Origin of the sequence: Pseudomonas sp. Irchel s3a10, assembly GCF_900187525.1 — a bacterium.
Lineage (GTDB): Bacteria > Pseudomonadota > Gammaproteobacteria > Pseudomonadales > Pseudomonadaceae > Aquipseudomonas > Aquipseudomonas koreensis_G.
Map to the genome: position 1 here is coordinate 180,755 of NZ_FYDR01000004.1, position 19,023 is coordinate 199,777.

General features: G+C 59.6%; 20 protein-coding genes, 1 tRNA gene and 1 pseudogene. 10 read left to right on the top strand and 12 right to left on the bottom strand.

Going from position 1 to position 19,023, the window contains the following annotated elements:
• Positions 1-13: 13 nt before the first annotated feature.
• On the bottom strand, positions 14-787 hold the full coding sequence (locus CKW11_RS13730) for an ABC transporter ATP-binding protein (protein WP_041071351.1): 774 nt from the start codon (positions 785-787) through the stop codon (positions 14-16).
• 552 nt (positions 788-1,339) lie between these two features.
• Here CKW11_RS13730 and gabP point away from each other — a divergent pair.
• Positions 1,340-2,731: a GABA permease gene (gabP, locus tag CKW11_RS13735; RefSeq protein ID WP_095137951.1), complete on the top strand. Its 1,392-nt coding sequence runs from the start codon at positions 1,340-1,342 to the stop codon at positions 2,729-2,731.
• Positions 2,732-2,801: 70 nt separating this feature from the next.
• Here gabP and CKW11_RS13740 read toward each other — a convergent pair whose 3' ends face one another.
• From CKW11_RS13740 to CKW11_RS13750, 3 genes and pseudogenes are all read right to left on the bottom strand, one after another.
• The gene (locus CKW11_RS13740) at positions 2,802-3,254 is read right to left on the bottom strand and encodes a hypothetical protein (RefSeq protein WP_095137952.1); all 453 of its coding nucleotides are present in this window, start codon (positions 3,252-3,254) and stop codon (positions 2,802-2,804) included.
• A gap of 6 nt (positions 3,255-3,260) precedes the next feature.
• The gene (locus tag CKW11_RS13745) at positions 3,261-3,674 is read right to left on the bottom strand and encodes a hypothetical protein (protein WP_042608625.1); all 414 of its coding nucleotides are present in this window, start codon (positions 3,672-3,674) and stop codon (positions 3,261-3,263) included.
• Positions 3,675-3,702: 28 nt separating this feature from the next.
• Positions 3,703-4,281 (bottom strand): annotated as a pseudogene (locus tag CKW11_RS13750) (alpha/beta hydrolase); the annotation flags it as partial.
• Positions 4,282-4,328: 47 nt separating this feature from the next.
• Here CKW11_RS13750 and CKW11_RS13755 point away from each other — a divergent pair.
• Complete coding sequence (locus CKW11_RS13755) at positions 4,329-4,778, top strand: hypothetical protein (RefSeq protein ID WP_095137953.1); 450 nt, start codon at positions 4,329-4,331, stop codon at positions 4,776-4,778.
• A 76-nt stretch (positions 4,779-4,854) separates the two neighbouring features.
• A complete protein-coding gene (locus CKW11_RS13760) occupies positions 4,855-5,136 on the top strand; it encodes a YceK/YidQ family lipoprotein (RefSeq protein WP_095137954.1) in 282 nt (93 codons plus the stop codon).
• Between the two features lie 13 nt (positions 5,137-5,149).
• On the opposite strand, the gene CKW11_RS13765 is transcribed toward CKW11_RS13760, so the two are convergent.
• From CKW11_RS13765 to CKW11_RS13790, 6 genes are all read right to left on the bottom strand, one after another.
• Positions 5,150-5,497, bottom strand: a complete 348-nt coding sequence (locus tag CKW11_RS13765) for a hypothetical protein (RefSeq protein ID WP_095137955.1) — start codon at positions 5,495-5,497, stop codon at positions 5,150-5,152.
• A 166-nt stretch (positions 5,498-5,663) separates the two neighbouring features.
• Positions 5,664-5,739 (bottom strand) — tRNA-Phe (locus tag CKW11_RS13770).
• A 103-nt stretch (positions 5,740-5,842) separates the two neighbouring features.
• Positions 5,843-6,115, bottom strand: coding sequence for an oxidative damage protection protein (locus CKW11_RS13775; protein ID WP_003220737.1), 273 nt, complete (start codon positions 6,113-6,115; stop codon positions 5,843-5,845).
• The gene (gene mutY, locus CKW11_RS13780) at positions 6,112-7,179 is read right to left on the bottom strand and encodes an A/G-specific adenine glycosylase (RefSeq protein ID WP_095137956.1); all 1,068 of its coding nucleotides are present in this window, start codon (positions 7,177-7,179) and stop codon (positions 6,112-6,114) included. The genes CKW11_RS13775 and mutY overlap by 4 nt, the downstream gene beginning before the upstream one ends.
• On the bottom strand, positions 7,176-9,401 hold the full coding sequence (locus CKW11_RS13785; RefSeq protein ID WP_095137957.1) for an AsmA family protein: 2,226 nt from the start codon (positions 9,399-9,401) through the stop codon (positions 7,176-7,178). Before CKW11_RS13785 ends, mutY begins: the two co-directional genes overlap by 4 nt.
• Before the next feature lie 78 nt (positions 9,402-9,479).
• Positions 9,480-9,884, bottom strand: coding sequence for an acetyl-CoA sensor PanZ family protein (locus CKW11_RS13790; protein WP_095137958.1), 405 nt, complete (start codon positions 9,882-9,884; stop codon positions 9,480-9,482).
• A 318-nt stretch (positions 9,885-10,202) separates the two neighbouring features.
• On the opposite strand from CKW11_RS13790, the gene CKW11_RS13795 reads away from it, so the two are divergent.
• From CKW11_RS13795 to CKW11_RS13825, 7 genes are all read left to right on the top strand, one after another.
• Positions 10,203-11,867, top strand: coding sequence for an OFA family MFS transporter (locus CKW11_RS13795; RefSeq protein WP_095137959.1), 1,665 nt, complete (start codon positions 10,203-10,205; stop codon positions 11,865-11,867).
• 263 nt (positions 11,868-12,130) lie between these two features.
• Positions 12,131-12,724, top strand: a complete 594-nt coding sequence (gene hisB, locus CKW11_RS13800; protein WP_007909204.1) for an imidazoleglycerol-phosphate dehydratase HisB — start codon at positions 12,131-12,133, stop codon at positions 12,722-12,724.
• The gene (gene hisH, locus CKW11_RS13805) at positions 12,724-13,362 is read left to right on the top strand and encodes an imidazole glycerol phosphate synthase subunit HisH (protein WP_095137960.1); all 639 of its coding nucleotides are present in this window, start codon (positions 12,724-12,726) and stop codon (positions 13,360-13,362) included. The genes hisB and hisH overlap by 1 nt, the downstream gene beginning before the upstream one ends.
• The gene (locus CKW11_RS13810) at positions 13,363-13,623 is read left to right on the top strand and encodes a DUF2164 domain-containing protein (protein ID WP_007952545.1); all 261 of its coding nucleotides are present in this window, start codon (positions 13,363-13,365) and stop codon (positions 13,621-13,623) included.
• A gap of 42 nt (positions 13,624-13,665) precedes the next feature.
• Positions 13,666-14,403 (top strand): 1-(5-phosphoribosyl)-5-[(5-phosphoribosylamino)methylideneamino]imidazole-4-carboxamide isomerase, encoded by a 738-nt coding sequence (gene hisA, locus CKW11_RS13815; RefSeq protein ID WP_095137961.1) that lies wholly within the window; start codon positions 13,666-13,668, stop codon positions 14,401-14,403.
• A gap of 9 nt (positions 14,404-14,412) precedes the next feature.
• On the top strand, positions 14,413-15,183 hold the full coding sequence (hisF, locus tag CKW11_RS13820; protein WP_007909211.1) for an imidazole glycerol phosphate synthase subunit HisF: 771 nt from the start codon (positions 14,413-14,415) through the stop codon (positions 15,181-15,183).
• A gap of 73 nt (positions 15,184-15,256) precedes the next feature.
• Positions 15,257-16,012: an ABC transporter substrate-binding protein gene (locus CKW11_RS13825; RefSeq protein WP_095137962.1), complete on the top strand. Its 756-nt coding sequence runs from the start codon at positions 15,257-15,259 to the stop codon at positions 16,010-16,012.
• On the opposite strand, the gene CKW11_RS13830 is transcribed toward CKW11_RS13825, so the two are convergent.
• Together CKW11_RS13830 and CKW11_RS13835 are read right to left on the bottom strand one after the other, a co-directional pair.
• On the bottom strand, positions 15,993-17,297 hold the full coding sequence (locus CKW11_RS13830; protein WP_095137963.1) for a Vps62-related protein: 1,305 nt from the start codon (positions 17,295-17,297) through the stop codon (positions 15,993-15,995). The two genes, CKW11_RS13825 and CKW11_RS13830, sit on opposite strands and share 20 nt — an antisense overlap.
• Positions 17,298-17,503: 206 nt before the next feature.
• Positions 17,504-18,982, bottom strand: a complete 1,479-nt coding sequence (locus tag CKW11_RS13835; RefSeq protein WP_095137964.1) for a serine protease — start codon at positions 18,980-18,982, stop codon at positions 17,504-17,506.
• Positions 18,983-19,023 lie beyond the last annotated feature (41 nt).

Consider the following 19,023-nt stretch of genomic DNA (forward strand, 5'->3'; position numbering starts at 1 on the left):
GCATGTTGCTCCGTTAGCGGTTGCTGGACATGAATTGTTTGCAGCGCGCCGAAAGCGGGTTTTCGAACACCTGCTGAGGCGATCCTTGCTCTTCCACCAGCCCTTGGTGGAGGAACACCACTTCGCTGGAGACCTGACGGGCAAAGCCCATTTCGTGGGTCACCAACAGCATGGTGCGGCCTTCTTCGGCCAGTGCGCGGATGACACTAAGTACTTCCTGAACCATTTCCGGGTCAAGCGCGGAGGTGGGCTCGTCGAACAGAATCACCTTCGGCTGCATCGCCAGCGTGCGGGCAATCGCCGCGCGTTGTTGCTGACCACCGGACAGTTGCGACGGGTAGGCGTGGCGCTTGTCGGCGATGCCGACCTTGGCCAGCAGCGCTTCGGCGACTTCGATCGCCTCGGCCTTGCTCTGGCCGAGCACGCGGCGCGGGGCTTCGATGATGTTGTCGAGCACACTCATGTGCGGCCACAGATTAAAGTTTTGAAATACAAAACCAATCTCGGAACGCAGACGGTTGATCTGTTTGCCATCAGCGGCAACCAGTTCGCCATTCTTGGCGGGCTTGAGCTTGAGTTCTTCACCGGCCACCAGAATCTGGCCCTGGTGCGGGTTTTCCAACAGGTTGATGCAACGCAGGAACGTGGACTTGCCGGAACCGGAGGAACCGAGGATCGAGATCACATCGCCGTCGCGGGCGGTCAGCGAGATACCTTTGAGCACCTCAAGCTGTCCGTAGCGTTTGTGCAAGTTGCGGATTTCAAGCGCGGGCGTGGCCTCAGCCATGTGCGTTCCTCATATATGTTGCGCTCCTGCTGTTGGCGGGCCTTCCTGGCGAGGCGGCCAAGCTAGCATAGCGTTTCAATGGCAGCCAACAGCGCTACGAGCGGTAAGCGGATGGCGTGTGGCAGGTTGTCGCATCGGCACAGCAGACTGTCGCCCCATCAACAACCGAACGGGTGTTTGATCGTGCAAACCCGTGGGCGTCGCGTAAAAAAAGGCGCGATGTTGCCAGCTTTGGCGGGGTGTTGGAAGCGCTATCCGGCCGAACGTTCCTGAATCGCCCTTTTATTGTGCATCCCACACTTTTTCAGTGTGTTTCTGGTGCGCTGAATCGTCTGAAAAGTGAGTCGCAGGGTAACGCTCTGGCGAATTGCCATTCATTCCAATGACTTGCGATGACTGTCCGGTCTCGCTGAAAACCGCGGCCCAGAAGAGTTTGAAACATTTTGGCGCATTTATTGCGTGCAGAATCTGGAACGCCCTGTTGGTTTCTTTTTACGAGAAGGAAATCCAGACAGGACGGACGCAATCGCTTTCCTCGCAAAGGTAGTTCCGATGAGCAGTACACCAAGCTCCAATGGCCTCGAACAGGGGCTCAAACCGCGTCATGTGACCATGTTGTCGATCGCCGGTGTTATCGGCGCAGGTCTGTTCGTTGGCTCCGGCCACGCGATCGCTGCCGCCGGCCCCGCTGTGCTGCTGGCCTACGCCGCCGCCGGTACCCTGGTGGTGCTGGTGATGCGCATGCTCGGTGAGATGGCTGTCGCCTCGCCCGACACCGGCTCGTTCTCGACTTACGCCGACCGTGCCATCGGGCACTGGGCCGGTTTCACCATCGGCTGGTTGTACTGGTGGTTCTGGGTATTGGTGATTCCGCTGGAAGCCAACGCCGCCGCGACCATCCTCCATGCCTGGTTCCCGGGGATCGAGATCTGGGCGTTCGCACTGATCATCACCATGCTGCTGACGGTCACCAACCTGTTCAGCGTGAAAAATTACGGTGAATTCGAATTCTGGTTTGCTCTGATCAAAGTCTTGGCGATCATCGGCTTCATCGCGCTGGGTCTTGCGGCTGTTTTCGGCTTCCTGCCGACCAGCCAGGTCAGCGGTGTTTCGCACCTGTTTGATTCCGGCGGCTTCCTGCCAAACGGCATGGGCGCGGTACTGGGTGCAATCCTGACCACCATGTTCTCGTTCATGGGTACCGAAATCGTGACCATCGCGGCCGCGGAGTCGAAGAACCCGGGCAAGCAGATTTCCAAGGCCACCAACTCGGTGATCTGGCGGATCGGCCTGTTCTACCTCGTATCGATCTTCATCGTTGTGGCCCTGGTGCCGTGGAACGATCCTGCACTGGCCAGCCTCGGTTCCTACCAGACCGTGCTTGAGCGCATGGGCATTCCGAACGCGAAAATGATCGTCGACATCGTGGTTCTGGTCGCGGTAACCAGCTGCCTGAACTCGGCGCTGTACACCTCGTCGCGCATGCTGTTCTCCCTCGGCAAGCGCGGTGATGCACCGGCGATGTCGACCCGGGTCAACAAAAGCGGTACGCCTTACTGGGCAGTGATGCTGTCGACCGGCGCGGCTTTCCTCTGCACCTTCGCCAACTACGTGGCCCCGGCTGCCGTGTTCGAGTTCCTGCTGGCCAGCTCCGGCGCCATCGCGCTGCTGGTGTACCTGGTGATCGCGTTCTCGCAACTGCGCATGCGCAAACAGCGCATGGCCCGCGGCGAGAAAATCGTCTTCAGCATGTGGCTGTTCCCGAGCCTGACCTACGCGGTGATCATCTTCATCGTCGCGGCCCTGACCATCATGCTGTTCCAGGAAGCCCATCGCGTGGAAATCCTCGCAACCGGCCTGCTGAGCCTCATGGTCGTTGCCGCCGGCCTGCTGGTGGCACGCCGTCGCAAGCTGGAAAACCGTGGTGCGGTGGTGTTGAACTGATCCGCAACGCGTAATGCAAAACGGCCGCTGTCAGTGATGACGAGCGGCCGTTTTTGTTTGTGCGCGGGGTTTATTCGTTCTTGTCTTCCTGGGCATCCAGCGATTTGCCGTAAGTATCCAGCGCAATCCCGAAATCGGTGATGAACTGTGGCTCGGTCAGCCAGGCCTGGGCGGTTTCGATGTCCATGCCGTCGGCCCACATGCGGTAGTCGATCAGCATGTCGGCGGCCAGGTGAGTGGCGGCCATGCCTTCGTTCTCGGCATTTTCCATGTCCAGCAGCTCTGGATGGTCAACGATGATGAACGCCAGTTCGCGCAGCAGGGTCAGTAGCATTTCGTTGCGGCTGACGGCTTCGGCATCGCGCATTTTGCTGAACATTGCGAGGGTGTATTCCGGGATCGGCTCGTCCAGATGCCCGAGGTTGTCGTCCTGGTCCAGCGGCTTACGGCCGACCATGCGGATGTGCTTGGCTTTGGCCTTGGCGCGTTTGGCGCGTTTCTGTTGCTTGTTCAGGGATGCCATGGGAACTCAGTTTTTCTGTTGGGTTTGTGCGGCAATCGCGTCGGACGCCGCCACATAGTCGGCCTGGAAGGCCGGGGATTCGATCCACGCCAGAGCGCCGGCTTCGTCGGTTTCCTGCGACCACTGGCGATACTCGATCAGCGCGGCAAGGATGAAGTCCATCGCGCCTTCTTCGCCTTCCTGCTCGTAAACCAGCTCCAGCAGCGGGTCTTCGAGGAATGCGGTGCACATGGCTTGCTGGCTGATCTTCTCGGCGTCGATCATTTTCTTGAACAGCTCGGTCAGGTCCACCGACTCGAAGTCGATGCGGTCATCGTTCGGGTCCAGTTCGACCGGCGCCTCGGCGCGTTTGGTGCGGTTCTGCTTGGCCTTGGTCTTGGCCCGGGCGGCGCGTTTTTGCTGCTTGTTGGCGGAGGCCATGGTGTGTTCCGTCGTGCGTTGAAAGGGCTCAGCTGCGTGCCACTGGCCGCCCGGGTGTGGCGGGGGCCAGCTTGCCGGTTTGCAGCCAGGTCAGAGCGATGGGCCATAGTGTGGCTTGGTATGCGCTACGAAAAAAGGCGAAATGTCCGACTTGTTGTTCGCCGATGTCTTGTGGCGCGATGCGCAAGTGGGTTTTGTGCGCATGGCTGAAGTAGCCGAGCAGGCGTTCGATGGCCGGAATCGTGCCGTAAGGGTCGTCGCTGATGCTGATCGCCAGGGTTTGTGCGCGGACGTTGGCGAAGGGCAGGCGACAGCTTGCCTTAAGCAGTCTGCGCCCGCTCGGGCGCTGCTCGTAGCGCGCGGCAGGCGTGCTCCAGTCGCGTACGACACCTGCTGGCGTGTCCTCGAGCCAGCCGAGGCGTTTGCCCGGGAAATAGCCACAGAGCCGCGTCAGCAGCGGCATCAGCAAATGCCATTGACCAAACATGCGCCAGCGCTGTGCCGGCGCATAGTCGCGCCAGTAGGCGAACTGCGCGCCGACCGTCACCAGCCGACGAATGACCTGCCCGGACTCGCCGAGCCCAGCCGCGCAACCGCCGAAGCTGTAAATAAGGATTAACGATTGGGCTCTACAAGAGCCCGGGAGTTGTCATCATGAAACGCGTTCTTTCATTCCTGCTGCCCATCGCGGCGGTGGCTGCATTGGTCTTTCCGGCGATGTTGCAGGCGGCCAACCTCGACCCGATCGACAGTGCCGGTGTGCAGGTCCAGCAACAACAGCAAAACGGCATCAATTACCTGTCCGGCGGGATCGGTCTGGACGAGTCAAAAGCCATTCAACAATCCACCGGTTATAACCTGCACATGACGTTCGCGGTGGGCGCGCAAGACCAGTACACCGCTGATGTCGATGTGATGATTGAAAAGTCGCCGGGGCAAACCGTGCTGACCCTCACCCAAACGGGTCCGCTGGTGTACGTGCAACTGCCACCCGGTAAGTACACCGTGGTCGCCACGCGCAATGGCGAAACACGGCGTGACGTGACAGACGTTGGCAGCGGCACTGAGCGCAATCTGGTGTTCCATTGGAATGACGCTGGATAACGTTGGGTGTATTGAAGAATCGAGGCGCGGGTACAATCCCGCGCCCTTATGTTTTGTGATGCAAGGAAGTACTGGTTTGAAAGGGATTTTGCGTATTGGCTCAGTGATGAGCCTGGTTTTGCTGCTGGCCGGTTGTGGAACGATGATGGGGCGCCTGAATGGTGATTCAGCAGAGCCGTACTACAAAGGTGTCGATGGCAACCTGCACTTGCTTGGCGTGAGAGGGGGCGACGGCATGCCCTCAGCGGTCATCTGCTACATGATGATCGTTTGCCCGCTGATTACCGTGGTATCGCTGCCGGTAGACGCTGCGCTCGACACGGTTTTGTTGCCGGTCGACTACGTCAACACCCTCTGAGGCCGGTCTTCATTTAGCGCTTGCGCCTGGCCTTCTGCTTGTCACTGGGCTCTTGCGCCATTCGGTGAATCCATAATCCGATCCAGCCGACGGCTATCAGGAATAACGTGCCGACGCACTGCGACACGATCTCGAACCAGAACATTCGGGGTTGCAGCGCGAGGGTGTAGGTATGGCGTGGGCCCGATCGGTTCCAGGTAGTGATGGATCCGCTGATCAAACTGTGGATGATCAGGTAAATCGACGCACCGATGAGGAAGGCGATCAGTATGCCGACCAGCACCGTCAGCCAGAATGCCACCCGGCTCTGACGATAGGGTGGCGGATGGGGCAGGGGGACGCGGGTTCTTTTCTGGTTCATCGAGCGGATGACCCTCTTCCTTAAGGTGCGGCCAAAGTAGCGCGGATCGCCTTTGTTCGAAACCCGTCGCGCATTTGCGCAGCCCGGAAAAAAGGATCAAGAGAGCCGTCATCAAATTGCAGGCATAAAAAAACCCTGAATCTTGCGATTCAGGGTTTTCGGTATTTGGTGCCCAGAGACGGAATCGAACCGCCGACACGGGGATTTTCAATCCCCTGCTCTACCGACTGAGCTATCTGGGCAACGGGGCGCATTAAAAGGGTTTTTCGGATTTACGTCAACGACTTTTTTAAAATTTCTTAAATTAATTCCGTCGCTTACGATCCGCCCCCCGATTTTGCGGGTTTACTCAGCAGGCGGAACGTAGCCTTCAGCCTTGGCGTAATCCTCGCCGGAGAAGTACTTGTCCATTTCGCCCTGCAGATATTTGCGGTCTTCGGCATTCATCATGTTCAGACGCTTTTCGTTGATCAGCAGGGTCTGGTGTTTCTGCCAGTCAGCCCAGGCCTTGGCCGAGACGTGGTCAAAAATATCCTGACCTTTGGCGCCCGGGAAAGGAGCGCGTTCCAGCGCGGGCAGTTCTTCTTTGTACTTGCGGCACATGATGGTGCGGGTCATGACGACTCTCCTGCGTTCAATACGGCGGCCGCGCGTTCGAGCAAGGTTTTGACCGGGGCGGCAAGGCCCAGGCGCGGCGGGGTGGCGAGGTTATACCAGAGCCAGTCGGCCTCGGCCACGTGGTGGCCTGCCTCCTGCACCTGAACCAGCCAGGGTTCGATGGACAGCTGGAAGTGGCTGAAGGTGTGGACGAGGCTTGGCAGCGCTTGCTGCTCGCCCATGGTCAGCGAGTGCTGATCGGCCAGATGCTGCAGGTCGTCGAGATCGTCGAGTTCCGGCAGGCTCCATAAGCCGCCCCACAGCCCCGTGGACGGGCGGCGATAAAGCAGAATCGCGCCTTCGCCATTGGCCAACAGCGGCATCAGCGTGCGTTTTTGCGGGATCGCCTTGCGCGGTTTGGGGATCGGGTAGCGTGTCTCCAGGCCGAGCATGTGCGCCTCGCAGCCCTTTTCCAGCGGACACAGCAGGCAGCTCGGTTTGCTCCGCGTACACAGCGTGGCACCGAGATCCATCATCGCCTGGGTGTAGGCGTTGACCCGATCGTGCGGCGTGAAACGCTCTGCGTTGGCCCACAGCTGTTTGGCGACCTTCGGTTCACCCGGGTAACCCTCTTGCGCAGTGAAACGCGCGAGAACGCGTTTGACGTTGCCATCGAGGATCGGTGCGCGCAGGCCCATGCTGATGCTGGCGATGGCCCCGGCGGTGGACAGGCCGATCCCCGGCAGATCCGTCAGTTTTTCGACGTCCCGCGGGAATTCGCCGCCGTACTGGCTGACGACGATCTTCGCGGTCTTCTGCAGATTGCGCGCGCGGGTGTAGTAACCCAGTCCGGTCCACAGGTGCAGCACTTCGTCCTCCGGCGCTTCGGCCAGCGCTTGCACCGTTGGCAACGCGGCCATGAAGCGGTCGAAGTAATTGAGCACGGTGCTGACTTGGGTCTGCTGCAACATGATCTCCGACACCCACACCCGATACGGGTTGATGTCTTGCTGCCAAGGCAAATCGTGGCGGCCGTGGCGGTCGAACCATTCCAGCACCGCCGTGGAAAACTGCTCCGCTCTCATCGCTTGAACAGCCCCTTCAATGCGTTTTTCAATTCCGGGCTGACCTTGTCACCGAGTTTTTCATCGATCTTCTCGCTGAGTTTGTTACCGGCCATTTTGGTCGCGACCTGGCCGAGACGTTCGTTATCCACACGGCAGGCCTTGGCGCCCAGCTCCAGCGGGCCACGGCAACGCAGCGGCCACTCGATGCCGACGAATTTCTCGCCGACCTGACAGGCCGGATCCGGCATCGCGCTGGTGTCGCCTTCGACGATGATGCCGACGCGGTAATCCATGCCCAGCACCCGCAGGTCGATGTCGCCATCGCCGTTGACGGTCATGCCCGGGATGCGCACTTTCAGGTCCGGGTTGCTGGCGATACCGTTGCGCAAGGTCAGGTTGCCCTTGAGTTCCTGGAACGGCGTGTCCTTGCCCCGCGGCTCGCCGCTGAGGGTTTTGCGGTTGAGGGTGGCGATGCCTTTGCACAGTTGCTGTTCAAGGTTGGCGTTGAGCAGCACGCCGTTGTTGATCACGAAACTGGCGTTGCCGTTGAGGGTTTCGATCAGCGCCTGCTGGCTGTTGCCGCTGCCGGTGAGGCTGCTGGTCAGCGTGACCAGGCCTTTGACCGGCGGGTTCTTGCCCTGGCTTTCGAGGATTTTCTCGGCCGGCACGCGGTTGATTCTGGTTTGCAGGTTCAGCACCGGCGCACTCGGGCGCACGTCGAGGGTGCCCTTGGCTTCGAAGTCGCCGTTGTACAGGCCACCGCGCAGGTTCTCCAGGGTCAGCAGGCCGCCCTGGCCGGTGGCTTTGAGCGCGGCGTTCTGGATCGGCAGTTTGTCGAGGGTCAGATGGCCGAAGGTCAGGTCGGCATCGACGTCGAGTTTGGCCAGACGCTCGACCGGCAGCAGACGCTCGGTGCTCCAGGCGCTTTTGCTTGGTTTGTCCGGCAACGGTGTGCTGCCGGCGCCGGCCATGGCATCGGCTTCGGTGCTGGCGACTTCGGCCTGACGCACTTGCGTGGCGTTTTTGGCTTTTTCCGATTTCGGCGGCAGGTAGCGGTCGACGTCGAAGGTGTCAGCCTTGAGGATCGCGCGTAGCGACTGCTTGGCGAAATCTTCCACGGCAATGCGCCCGCTGAAGCTGCTGTCGTCGAGTTTCAGGTTGATGTTGTCGAAGGCGACGCTGGTTGGCGTGGCGGCCACGCGGCTGACCAGTTCGACCTTGCTCAGGCTGCCGGGCGCCATGGCTGGCAACGTCTGGCCGATGCTGTCGACAAATTTCGCCAGATCGAACTGGGCGATCGAGATTCCGCCAGTGATCTGCGGGGTCTTGTCGAGGTCGTTGGCTTTCAGCTCACCGAGCGCGCGCAACTGGTTGGCGGAGATCTTGATCCCGGTCCATTCGGCGACGTTCGCCGCCTTGTCCAGCAAGATCTGCCCTTGGGCGGAGAAGGTCATGGCCTTGCCCTGCAGCGGATCGCCGGTCAGTTCGCCGGACAGTTTCATGTCTTCGAACTTGTAGCGCTGCAAGGCGCGCTCGATGCGCAGCTCGCCGTTGAGTTCGGTACGCACGCGCAGCACAGGCTGATTGGTGCTGAGGAACGCCGTGGCTTTCAGCGGAATGTTGGTCGAATCGTGTACCGCACCGGTGCTCAGCTGGATGCTTTCGGCGCTGTACTGCTTGCCGGTCTGCTCGTCGTTGTATTCAACGCGGGCGTTGTTGACGGTCAGGCTGTCGATGTCGAGGCGGATCGGCTGCGGCGGTTTTTCCGGCTGTGCGGCGGCCTCTGCTGCAGGTGCGCTGGCGGGTGCCGAGCTGCCGGCAGGTGCAGCGGCTGTCGGCAGCTTGCCGATGTCTTCCCAGTTGCCGTGGCCGTTCTTGTCACGTTTGAGGCGCAGGTTCAGGCCTTCGACGCGCACATCGCTCATCTGCACTTCGCGGCGCAACAGAGGCAACACGCGCACGGACAGTCCAAGCATCTGCAGGTCGGCATACGGTTCAGTCGGATTGATCAGGGTGGCGACGCTGGCTTCATGCAGTTCCAGGCCGAGCCACGGGAACAGGCTCCAGCCGATATCGCCATTGAGCGTCAGCTCGATGTGGGCCTTGTCGCGGGCAATCTGGCGGATCTCGTCTTTGTAGTCGTTGGGATCAAACAGGTGGGTCAGGGCGAAGCCCGCCGCCACAATGATCAGCAACAGCCCGAGAAGTACCAGACCCAGGATTTTGCCGAACGCTTTCATGGGCGAGTCCTTGTAGTTAGTCGAATTCGTAATTTAGCCGGGGAGTATAGCGCTGCATCCGCCCGGTTCGGGGCGCTGTCATGTCGCGATGACGTCCAGCGGCAATTGCAATCTGGCGGCCAGCGCCTGGGTTTCAAGGTGTCCGGCCGGTGCCAGCAGGCGCAGTTGGGCACCCGCTTGCGACGCCATTTTCTGTGCTTGGCTCACCAGTCGCTCAGCCACCCCACGGCGTCGGGTGACTTTTCGTACACACAAATGTGACAAGTACCAAACCTTGTCGTGCCGTGTCAGGCGTGCTGCACCGAGCAGGCGATCGTTGAAACGTCCTGCAATCAAAGAGCCGTCAGCCAGGCTGCTTTCGATCAGTTGAGCGTCCCCGGAATACAGTGCGAACAGCCATTGCGGAGCGTCACGATAGATTTTTTGCAGATCCTGTTGATCCTGGTAACTGGCGTCTTCAAGCATTTGAACGGTGACAGGCATTGATGCCTCCTCAGAAGTGCCCCCTGTAGGCGCTGTCGCAGGCTGCGATCTTTTGATTTTGCCTTTCAAAACAAGGTCAAAAAATCGCAGCGTTCCGCAGCTCCTGCACGGGACTGGATCAGATGACATGAAAAAGGTGATATCAGTTTGGTTTTTCTGTCACGTGCAAATGGTAACCTTCGCCGGTTCGTCCGTCCTTCTGCGACTTAACGTCGCGCCTTCAAGGAGCTTCACCCGAAAAAACGGTCATGCCTGCGTGCATAAAGGCCGAGGGTGAGCAGTGGCTGGCGAACCATACTAATAATTGGGGGATACACAATGAGCACGAGCATCACGGCGGACGGTCTGCGCGCCGACCAGCCTGCGTTCCTGTCCAAGGAACGCATCATCGCCAAGCCCGGTTTCAACCGTTGGCTGGTTCCACCGGCCGCTCTGGCCATCCACCTGTGCATCGGCATGGCCTATGGCTTCTCGGTGTTCTGGTTGCCGTTGTCCAAGGCGCTGGGCGTCACTGCACCAGTGGCTTGCGCACCGGACATGAGCTTCATCGCTCAGATCTTCTCTTCGCAATGCGACTGGCCGATCTCCATGCTCGGCTGGATCTACACCCTGTTCTTCATCTTCCTCGGCTGCTCGGCAGCGATCTGGGGTGGCTGGCTGGAACACGCTGGGCCACGCAAGGCCGGTGTGGTATCGGCGCTGTGCTGGTGCGGCGGTCTGCTGATTTCGGCACTGGGGATTTATACCCACCAGATCTGGCTGATGTGGATCGGCTCTGGCGTGATCGGTGGTATCGGTCTGGGCCTGGGCTATATCTCGCCGGTATCGACCCTGATCAAGTGGTTCCCGGACAAGCGCGGCATGGCGACCGGCATGGCGATCATGGGTTTCGGTGGCGGCGCGATGGTCGGTGCACCGTTGGCGACTGCGCTGATGAGCCACTTCGCTTCGCCTGCCGGTGTCGGCGTGTGGCAAAGCTTTGTGGCCATGGCCGCGATCTACTTCGTGTTCATGATCGGTGGCGCCCTGGCTTACCGCGTGCCGCCAACCGGCTGGAAGCCTGAAGGCTGGACTGCTCCGGCGAAGAAAGCCTCGAACGCGATGATCACCCACCGTCACGTGCACGTGAATGTGGCGTGGAAAACCCCGCAATTCCGTCTGGTCTGGCTGGTGCTGTGCCTGAACGTATCGGCCGGTATCGGCATCCTCGGCATGGCTTCGCCACTGCTGCAGGAAGTGTTCGGCGGCAAGCTGCTGGGCGTCGACGTGCCGTTCGGTCAACTGGACGCCGGGCAACTGGCTTCGATCGCTGCGATCGCTGCCGGCTTCACCGGTCTGCTGAGCCTGTTCAACATCGGTGGCCGCTTCTTCTGGGCTTCGTTCTCGGACTACCTGGGTCGCAAAAACACCTACTTCGTGTTCTTCGCCCTCGGTTTTGCCCTGTACGCGCTGATCCCGAACATGGGCCATCTGGGCAACGTTGCGCTGTTCGTGGCGGCGTTCTGCATCATTCTGTCGATGTACGGCGGCGGTTTTGCGACCGTTCCGGCGTATCTGGCCGACCTGTTCGGTACGCAGATGGTTGGCGCGATCCACGGTCGCCTGCTGACTGCCTGGGCTGCGGCCGGCGTGCTCGGTCCGGTGCTGGTGAACTACCTGCGTGAGTATCAGTTGAGCATCGGCGTTGAACGCGCTGCCGCTTACGACATCACTCTGTACATCCTCGCCGGCCTGCTGGTGCTGGGTTTCCTGTGCAACCTGATGGTGCGTCCGGTGGCCGACAAGTACTTCATGACCGACGCTGAATTGGCTGCCGAACAGGCGCTGGGCCACGACAAAGGTGCTGATGCGAGCACCGTGCTGGAGTGGAAAGCCGCACCGGGCAGCAAGCCGCTGGCAATCGCTGCATGGCTGGTGGTGGGCATTCCGTTGGCGTGGGGTGTGTGGGTGACCCTGCAGAAGACGGCGGTACTGTTTCACTAAGCAAAACGTAGTACCCCTGTAGGAGTGAGCCTGCTCGCGATAGCGGTCTGACAGTCACGGAAATGTTGGCTGTCACGCCCTCATCGCGAGCAGGCTCACTCCTACAGTTGTTTTCGGGGTGCCTGTAATGGCTTGTATGGACATGTCTACCCGCGACAGCCGGGCGTTCTATCCGTCAGGCATCTAACGTCGCGTGTTTCTGTTTCGGCCCCGCGTGCCTATAATGGCTGCCTTTTTCGCCCAATGATTTTGCGGAGCTGGTGATGGCCGAACGTAAGGCGTCTGTCGAGCGCGACACTCTGGAAACCCAGATCAAAGCCTCGATCAACCTTGATGGCACCGGAAAGGCCCGATTCGATATCGGTGTTCCTTTTCTTGAGCACATGCTGGATCAGATCGCCCGTCACGGGTTGATCGACCTGGATATTGAATGCAAGGGCGATCTGCATATCGACGACCACCATACCGTGGAAGACGTCGGTATCACCCTCGGCCAGGCCTTCGCCAAAGCCATCGGCGACAAGAAAGGCATCCGTCGCTACGGCCACGCCTACGTGCCGCTCGATGAAGCGCTGTCGCGCGTGGTGATCGACTTCTCCGGCCGTCCAGGCCTGCAGATGCACGTGCCGTACACCCGCGCCACCGTGGGCGGCTTCGACGTCGACCTGTTCCAGGAATTCTTCCAGGGCTTCGTCAACCACGCCTTGGTCAGCCTGCACATCGACAACCTGCGTGGCACCAACACCCACCACCAGATCGAAACCGTGTTCAAGGCTTTCGGCCGCGCGCTGCGCATGGCCGTTGAGCTGGATGAGCGCATGGCCGGGCAAATGCCATCGACCAAAGGCGTTCTGTAATGCAGACGGTTGCAGTTATCGACTACGGCATGGGCAACCTGCACTCGGTGGCCAAGGCCCTCGAGCACGTTGGCGCCGGTAAGGTGCTGATCACCAGCGATGCCGACGTGATTCGCGAAGCCGACCGCGTGGTATTCCCTGGCGTTGGCGCGATTCGCGATTGCATGGCGGAGATCCGTCGCCTCGGGTTCGACTCGCTGGTGCGTGAAGTCAGCCAGGATCGTCCGTTTCTCGGCATCTGCGTCGGCATGCAAGCCCTGCTCGACAGCAGCGAAGAGAACGACGGCGTCGACTGCATCGGCCTGTTCCCGGGCGCGGTGAAGTTCTTCGGCAAAGACCTGCATGAAGATGGCGAGCACCTGAAAGTCCCGCACATGGGCTGGAACGAGGTGAAGCAGAAGGTCAGTCACCCGCTGTGGCACGACATTCCGGACATGGCGCGTTTCTACTTCGTGCATAGCTACTACATCGCCGCTGCCAACGCGCGGCAGGTGGTCGGTAGCGGTCATTACGGGGTCGATTTCGCTGCCGCGCTGGCCGAAGGTTCGCGTTTCGCCGTGCAGTTCCACCCGGAGAAGAGCCATACCCATGGCCTGCAATTGCTGCAGAACTTCGCCGCGTGGGACGGTCGCTGGTAAATGGCTGCCAAGAAGTCCAAGCCGCCGATCCTGACCCTCACTCCCGAACAGGAGAGCGAGGCCAACCGCAAGATCCAGCGGTTCATGGAGGATCGGTTCGAACTCGACCTGGGTTCGTTCGAGGCGGCGGAAATTCTTGAGCTGTTTACCCGCGAAATTGCTCCGCACTATTACAACAGGGCGATTTTCGATGTGCAGACCCACCTCAAAGAGCGGTTTGAAAGCATCGAAAGCGACCTGTGGGCGCTCGAGAAAAACTGATTTCCGAGCCAAGCTGAACATTCAAATTTGAAGGTTTGCCAGATGCTGATTATTCCCGCTATCGATCTCAAGGACGGTGCCTGCGTACGTCTGCGCCAGGGCCGCATGGAAGATTCCACAGTGTTCTCCGATGACCCGGTGAGCATGGCTGCCAAGTGGGTGGAGGGCGGTTGCCGTCGTCTGCATCTGGTCGATCTGAACGGCGCATTCGAAGGTCAGCCGGTCAACGGTGAAGTGGTTACCGCGATCGCCAAGCGCTACCCGAACCTGCCGATCCAGATCGGCGGCGGCATTCGCTCGCTGGAAACCATCGAGCATTACGTCAAGGCGGGCGTGAGCTACGTGATCATCGGCACCAAAGCTGTTAAAGATCCGGCGTTCGTCGCTGAAGCCTGCCGCGCGTTCCCGGGCAAAATCATTGTCGGTCTGGACGCCAAAGACGGGTTTGTCGCCACCGATGGCTGGGCTGAAATCAGCACCGTGCAGGTCATCGACCTGGCCAAGCAGTTTGAAGCCGACGGCGTATCGTCGATCGTTTATACCGACATCGCCAAAGACGGCATGATGCAGGGCTGCAACGTACCGTTCACCGCTGCGCTGGCTGCAGCGACGAAGATCCCGGTGATCGCGTCCGGCGGTATCCACAATCTGGGGGACATCAAGTCGCTGCTCGACGCCAAGGCGCCGGGCATCATCGGTGCAATCACGGGCCGGGCGATCTACGAAGGCACCCTCGACGTCGCTGAAGCGCAAGCTTTCTGCGATTCGTACCAAGGCTGAGGACTGATCATGGCGCTGGCCAAACGCATCATCCCTTGCCTGGACGTGGACAACGGCCGAGTCGTTAAAGGTGTGAAGTTCGAGAACATCCGCGATGCCGGCGACCCGGTGGAAATCGCTCGTCGCTATGACGAGCAGGGTGCCGACGAGATTACCTTTCTCGACATCACCGCCAGCGTTGATGGCCGCGACACCACGCTGCACACCGTCGAGCGCATGGCCAGCCAGGTGTTCATTCCGCTGACCGTCGGCGGTGGCGTGCGCACCGTGCAGGACATCCGCAACCTGCTCAACGCCGGTGCGGACAAGGTATCGATCAACACCGCTGCCGTGTTCAACCCGGAATTCGTTGGCGAAGCGGCGCAGCATTTCGGCTCGCAGTGCATCGTCGTCGCCATCGACGCGAAGAAAGTCTCCGGCCCGGGCGAAACCCCGCGCTGGGAGATCTTCACCCACGGCGGGCGCAAGCCGACCGGTCTCGACGCGGTCGAGTGGGCGAAGAAAATGGAAGGCCTCGGTGCCGGCGAGATCCTGCTGACCAGCATGGATCAGGACGGCATGAAAAACGGCTTCGACCTCGGCGTGACCCGCGCGATCAGCGATGCGCTGGGCATCCCGGTGATCGCTTCCGGCGGCGTCGGCAACCTGCAGCATCTGGCCGACGGCATCCTCGAAGGCCACGCGAGCGCGGTACTGGCGGCGAGTATTTTCCACTTCGGCGAATACACCGTGCAGGAAGCGAAAGCGTATATGGCCAAACGCGGCATCGTGATGCGCTAAACCGTACAGGCCAGTGGACAGCATGGCGTACCCAAGGCACTCTTGGGCACGCCATGGATTCCGGTAGCCCGACATGATCAAACGCCTGCTTCTTGTTCTCGCCAGTGCCTCTGTGTTGTTGCTCAACACGGCGCGGGCCGAAAACAGTCCCGACACCGATCTGGTGCTCCTTACCGAAAACTTTCCGCCCTACAACATGGCGAAAGACGGCAAGAACTTCGCCAAGGGCGAGAACATCAACGGCATTGCCGCCGACATCGTGCGCGAAATGTTCAAGCGCGCCGGGCTCACCTACAGCCTGACGCTGCGCTTCCCATGGGAACGCGTCTACAAACTGGCGCTGGAAAACCCCGGTTACGGCGCCTTCGTGATGGCCCGCCTGCCGGACCGCGAAAAACTCTTCAAATGGGTCGGCCCGATCGGTCCGGACGACTGGATCATGTTGGCCAGGGCCGACAGCAAGATCACCCTCGACACCCTCAACGATGCACGCAAATACAAGATCGGCGCCTACAAGGGCGACGCGATTGCCGAGACGCTGACCAAGCAGGGTTTGAAACCCACGGTCGTGCTGCGCGATCAGGACAACGCAAAAAAACTGGTCAACGGCCAGATCGACCTGTGGGCCACGGGTGATCCTGCCGGGCGTTATCTGGCGCGGCAGGACGGGGTCACCGGGCTCAAGACCGTGCTGCGCTTCAACAGCGCCGAGTTGTACCTGGCGCTGAACAAGGACGTGTCGGACGCAACGGTCGCCAGGCTGCAGGCGGCGCTGGATCAGATGCGCAAGGACGGGATTGTCGACGAAATCATGGGGCGCTATCTGTAGCCGTCGGCAACGACTGGTCCGCTGCATCGTGGGTGCATTCTTGCGGCGGATACTGCAGCAGACTCAGGTTTTCGTTCTGGGTGTAAGCCAGATTGATCCCCGCCTGCGAGCCGTCAGCACGACGCAGCTCGTAGAAACTCTCCAGCTGATAAACCGCGACGAATTTGCCTTTGCCGGCCATCGCGATCACATGGGTAACAAATGGAGTCTGCCAACCACTGGTTGACGTCTCGCTGTGAGTGAACTGGCTGTCCAGTCTTGCCGAGAATGGGAGTGACGGAGGAGCGTCTGCCTTCGATGCCCACGGACTCACAAAACTGATCGCGGTAAGTTGAGTGAACAGACGCAACGTCTTCGGATTCTGCAGCCGCTGCGCAGTCCACTTGAAAGCCCGTGCCTCCTCGCCCGTGTTATGTCCGCTCCCCACCAAATAGTACTGGTCGGTTCTTTCCAGGCGATAAAACGGCGTGGTGCGTAATTGCTCAATTGGCGACAAGTCATCCTTGACCACGAACCATGGCAGCTTGATGACTTGGGAGAGCGTGGCCGCGCCTTTGGTTTCTGGGGCTTGCGCTGCGGAGAGCGTTGGTAGCTGTGGCGGTGACTGGATCAGCGGCGCGATCTGCATGCTTAGTGAATAGGCACCGACATTGCCCTCTGGCCGGTTGAAACTGCTGGCCGCAACAAATGTTCCCGGTGCGAAATGAATCTCTCCCGGCGGTGCATTGGGTGGTATGACACTCCATGCACTGAAGCTCTGCTTGGCGCCGCTGCCCCTGTCATTCCAGATCAGTTCGCCAACGTCCGAGGCGACCACCAGATCGGCGCGTACACAGCGAACCGCGTTGAGTGAAGGTTTTTCGTGATCATTGGAGCAGACCGCGCCCATGGCCACATAACCTTGCGGGGCGATCGGTCGCCATACGGCCCCGTCTTTCTTCGAGCCTGAGCCGGAATCTTTCCAGATCAGCTCGAAATCGTCCGGGCGCCTTAATGCCGGGCCCATGGCCGGATCTGCACTGGGTGCATCGCCTTCGCAAACCACAGCTACCACGGTGCTGCCGTTAATGTTGTCGTGCCCGGCGACGAACACGTCGCCGAGCGGGAAATAGCCCGGCAATACATCCGGAGCCGGAGTCGGGCGCCAGAAGGCCGCAGGTTTAGCCCGTGAGCCGGTGCTGTCCCAGATCCGGTGAAATTCCGTGGTGAAATGGATCAGCAGATTGTCGTGTCTGATCGGTTCGATTTGCCCGGATGGCGCTGCGGCCTGGTCATCAATGGTCATGGTCACTCCTGATAGTTGAACGGCGACTCAAGGGAGTCGCGACCCTTTGCAGGTTTCACTATCGGTATTCGCATCCGGCCTCTGGCGGTAACTATGTATGACGTCGTGACCAGTTATTTCCAAAAATCCGTTCCTTGCCATTGGCAGCCTTGCGCTCCTGTTTTGACTATTGATGCAGAAGCACAAGGCCAACGTCACTGATCAGCTCAGGGGGCGCTGTTTTTGAGCGCCTCCCATTCCAGGATGTATTCCTTCAATTCTGAGCGCTGATTGTTGGGGGCGACAGCGTAAACGCAGAGCTTGAGGGGGAAGTTGCTTTCCGGGCGTAGCCAATTGGAGGTCACATGCCTATAACCCTGCGGGTCTTCGCAACTGACTTTTTCAGCAAGGCCGCCTTTTACCTCGTATCGATCAAGGCCCTCGTTCCTGCGCTCTGGCCAAAGAATCTGCGCTCTGTTTATTTCTTTGTTAAACGAAGTCTCTATGGTCGGAACAGGCGTCGGGCCCGCATCAATCAGATAAGTGGGAACAGTCACGGCATTTCGATAAGTGCCTGCCGGTAATATGTCCTCAGTACTGTTTGTGGCGATGATACAAAGGTTGTTAAGCCCGGTTTCAGGTCCCATTGGAATATTTAACTGGGTGGGAGTAGTGCCAGTATTGATCGGCTGGCTGTAGCCTTGCGGAACTTCGCAGTCGACCGGGTCAGCCGTCCGTTTAGTCCGGATAAACCGGGTGCTGGCGGTTACTTCGAAGTTCCATTCTGGATAAACGTAGTTGCCCTGAGCGCTTACGCTGATCTTTGCATGCGTTGGCAGTTGGGCGGGCAGTCTGATAGAGGCAGCCGGAAATAATTCGCACACCTGCGGATCCGTATTGAGTTTGCCATCGATAAAGCAATTGTTGAAAACCGAGGTCGGGCTGCCGTAACTGCCGCTCGGCATCTGACCGTATCCAGGCAGTGGCGTCAGATGGTGAGCCAAGGTCCCAAGGACGCCATAGACCTCGTTGGTCGTTCGAGCGATGACCGGACTTCCCGAGCTTCCGGAAGCAATATCTTTGCACTGGTTGCTGACGGTATGCCGCCAAACCCAGGGCTTTTCGAAAATCGCCGGGGAGGGCATGTGGGTGCAGGCTGACATTTGTAATGGAGAACCAACGGGTTTGTGCACAATCAGAATGTCGCTATCTTCTGCCGGCGCCTGCCGGGCCAGTTTCATGGGCGTGATGCCCTGTGCCAGAAGTTCGCCCTGTGACACTCCAAGCTCCAACAGAGCCAGGTCGACACCCTGAATACTGCTCCAGGCTACGTTCTTCAGAGGAACAGTCCAGGAGGCAGCAGTCGTATCGATGAAGTTGTTTAAGGTAATGGTGGCTTCGATAGGGTCATCTATTCGCATGACCCCGTTTTCCTTGCCCACGCAGTGCGCACTGGTCAGTGCATAGGCGGAATCGGACGGGCGAGAGCTGTTTGTGTCGATCAGGAAGGCGGTGCAGGAGCCGTGCTCGCGGCTTTTGTACTCGCCGATTCCCATCCAGTGGTTATTTTCGCCATTTTTGTTAGTCAGGTATTGCGACGGTGAGAAGTTCTCAGCGCCCTTGCCGTAATCGACGGGGCTGGAACAGGCAGGAAGTGAGAAGGCAGTCAGTAATAAAAAGCTTGGGTGGATATATTTGAAATTCATGGCCAGTCCTTGGCTAATATAGGGGTGCAAGACTGGCGCAG

Excerpts from the sequence above, each read along its gene's own strand:
- CKW11_RS13740 (WP_095137952.1), bottom strand. The coding sequence starts at position 3,254 with ATGGCATCCCTGAACAAGCAACAGAAACGCGCCAAACGCGCCAAGGCC.
- hisA (WP_095137961.1), top strand. The coding sequence starts at position 13,666 with ATGCTGATTATTCCCGCTATCGATCTCAAGGACGGTGCCTGCGTACGT.
- CKW11_RS13775 (WP_003220737.1), bottom strand. The coding sequence starts at position 6,115 with ATGACCCGCACCATCATGTGCCGCAAGTACAAAGAAGAACTGCCCGCG.
- CKW11_RS13830 (WP_095137963.1), bottom strand. The coding sequence starts at position 17,297 with ATGACCATTGATGACCAGGCCGCAGCGCCATCCGGGCAAATCGAACCG.
- CKW11_RS13765 (WP_095137955.1), bottom strand. The coding sequence starts at position 5,497 with ATGAACCAGAAAAGAACCCGCGTCCCCCTGCCCCATCCGCCACCCTAT.
- hisF (WP_007909211.1), top strand. The coding sequence starts at position 14,413 with ATGGCGCTGGCCAAACGCATCATCCCTTGCCTGGACGTGGACAACGGC.
- CKW11_RS13745 (WP_042608625.1), bottom strand. The coding sequence starts at position 3,674 with ATGGCCTCCGCCAACAAGCAGCAAAAACGCGCCGCCCGGGCCAAGACC.
- CKW11_RS13755 (WP_095137953.1), top strand. The coding sequence starts at position 4,329 with ATGAAACGCGTTCTTTCATTCCTGCTGCCCATCGCGGCGGTGGCTGCA.
- CKW11_RS13785 (WP_095137957.1), bottom strand. The coding sequence starts at position 9,401 with ATGAAAGCGTTCGGCAAAATCCTGGGTCTGGTACTTCTCGGGCTGTTG.
- CKW11_RS13730 (WP_041071351.1), bottom strand. The coding sequence starts at position 787 with ATGGCTGAGGCCACGCCCGCGCTTGAAATCCGCAACTTGCACAAACGC.
- CKW11_RS13795 (WP_095137959.1), top strand. The coding sequence starts at position 10,203 with ATGAGCACGAGCATCACGGCGGACGGTCTGCGCGCCGACCAGCCTGCG.
- CKW11_RS13790 (WP_095137958.1), bottom strand. The coding sequence starts at position 9,884 with ATGCCTGTCACCGTTCAAATGCTTGAAGACGCCAGTTACCAGGATCAA.
- CKW11_RS13835 (WP_095137964.1), bottom strand. The coding sequence starts at position 18,982 with ATGAATTTCAAATATATCCACCCAAGCTTTTTATTACTGACTGCCTTC.
- hisH (WP_095137960.1), top strand. The coding sequence starts at position 12,724 with ATGCAGACGGTTGCAGTTATCGACTACGGCATGGGCAACCTGCACTCG.
- hisB (WP_007909204.1), top strand. The coding sequence starts at position 12,131 with ATGGCCGAACGTAAGGCGTCTGTCGAGCGCGACACTCTGGAAACCCAG.
- CKW11_RS13810 (WP_007952545.1), top strand. The coding sequence starts at position 13,363 with ATGGCTGCCAAGAAGTCCAAGCCGCCGATCCTGACCCTCACTCCCGAA.
- CKW11_RS13825 (WP_095137962.1), top strand. The coding sequence starts at position 15,257 with ATGATCAAACGCCTGCTTCTTGTTCTCGCCAGTGCCTCTGTGTTGTTG.
- mutY (WP_095137956.1), bottom strand. The coding sequence starts at position 7,179 with ATGAGAGCGGAGCAGTTTTCCACGGCGGTGCTGGAATGGTTCGACCGC.
- gabP (WP_095137951.1), top strand. The coding sequence starts at position 1,340 with ATGAGCAGTACACCAAGCTCCAATGGCCTCGAACAGGGGCTCAAACCG.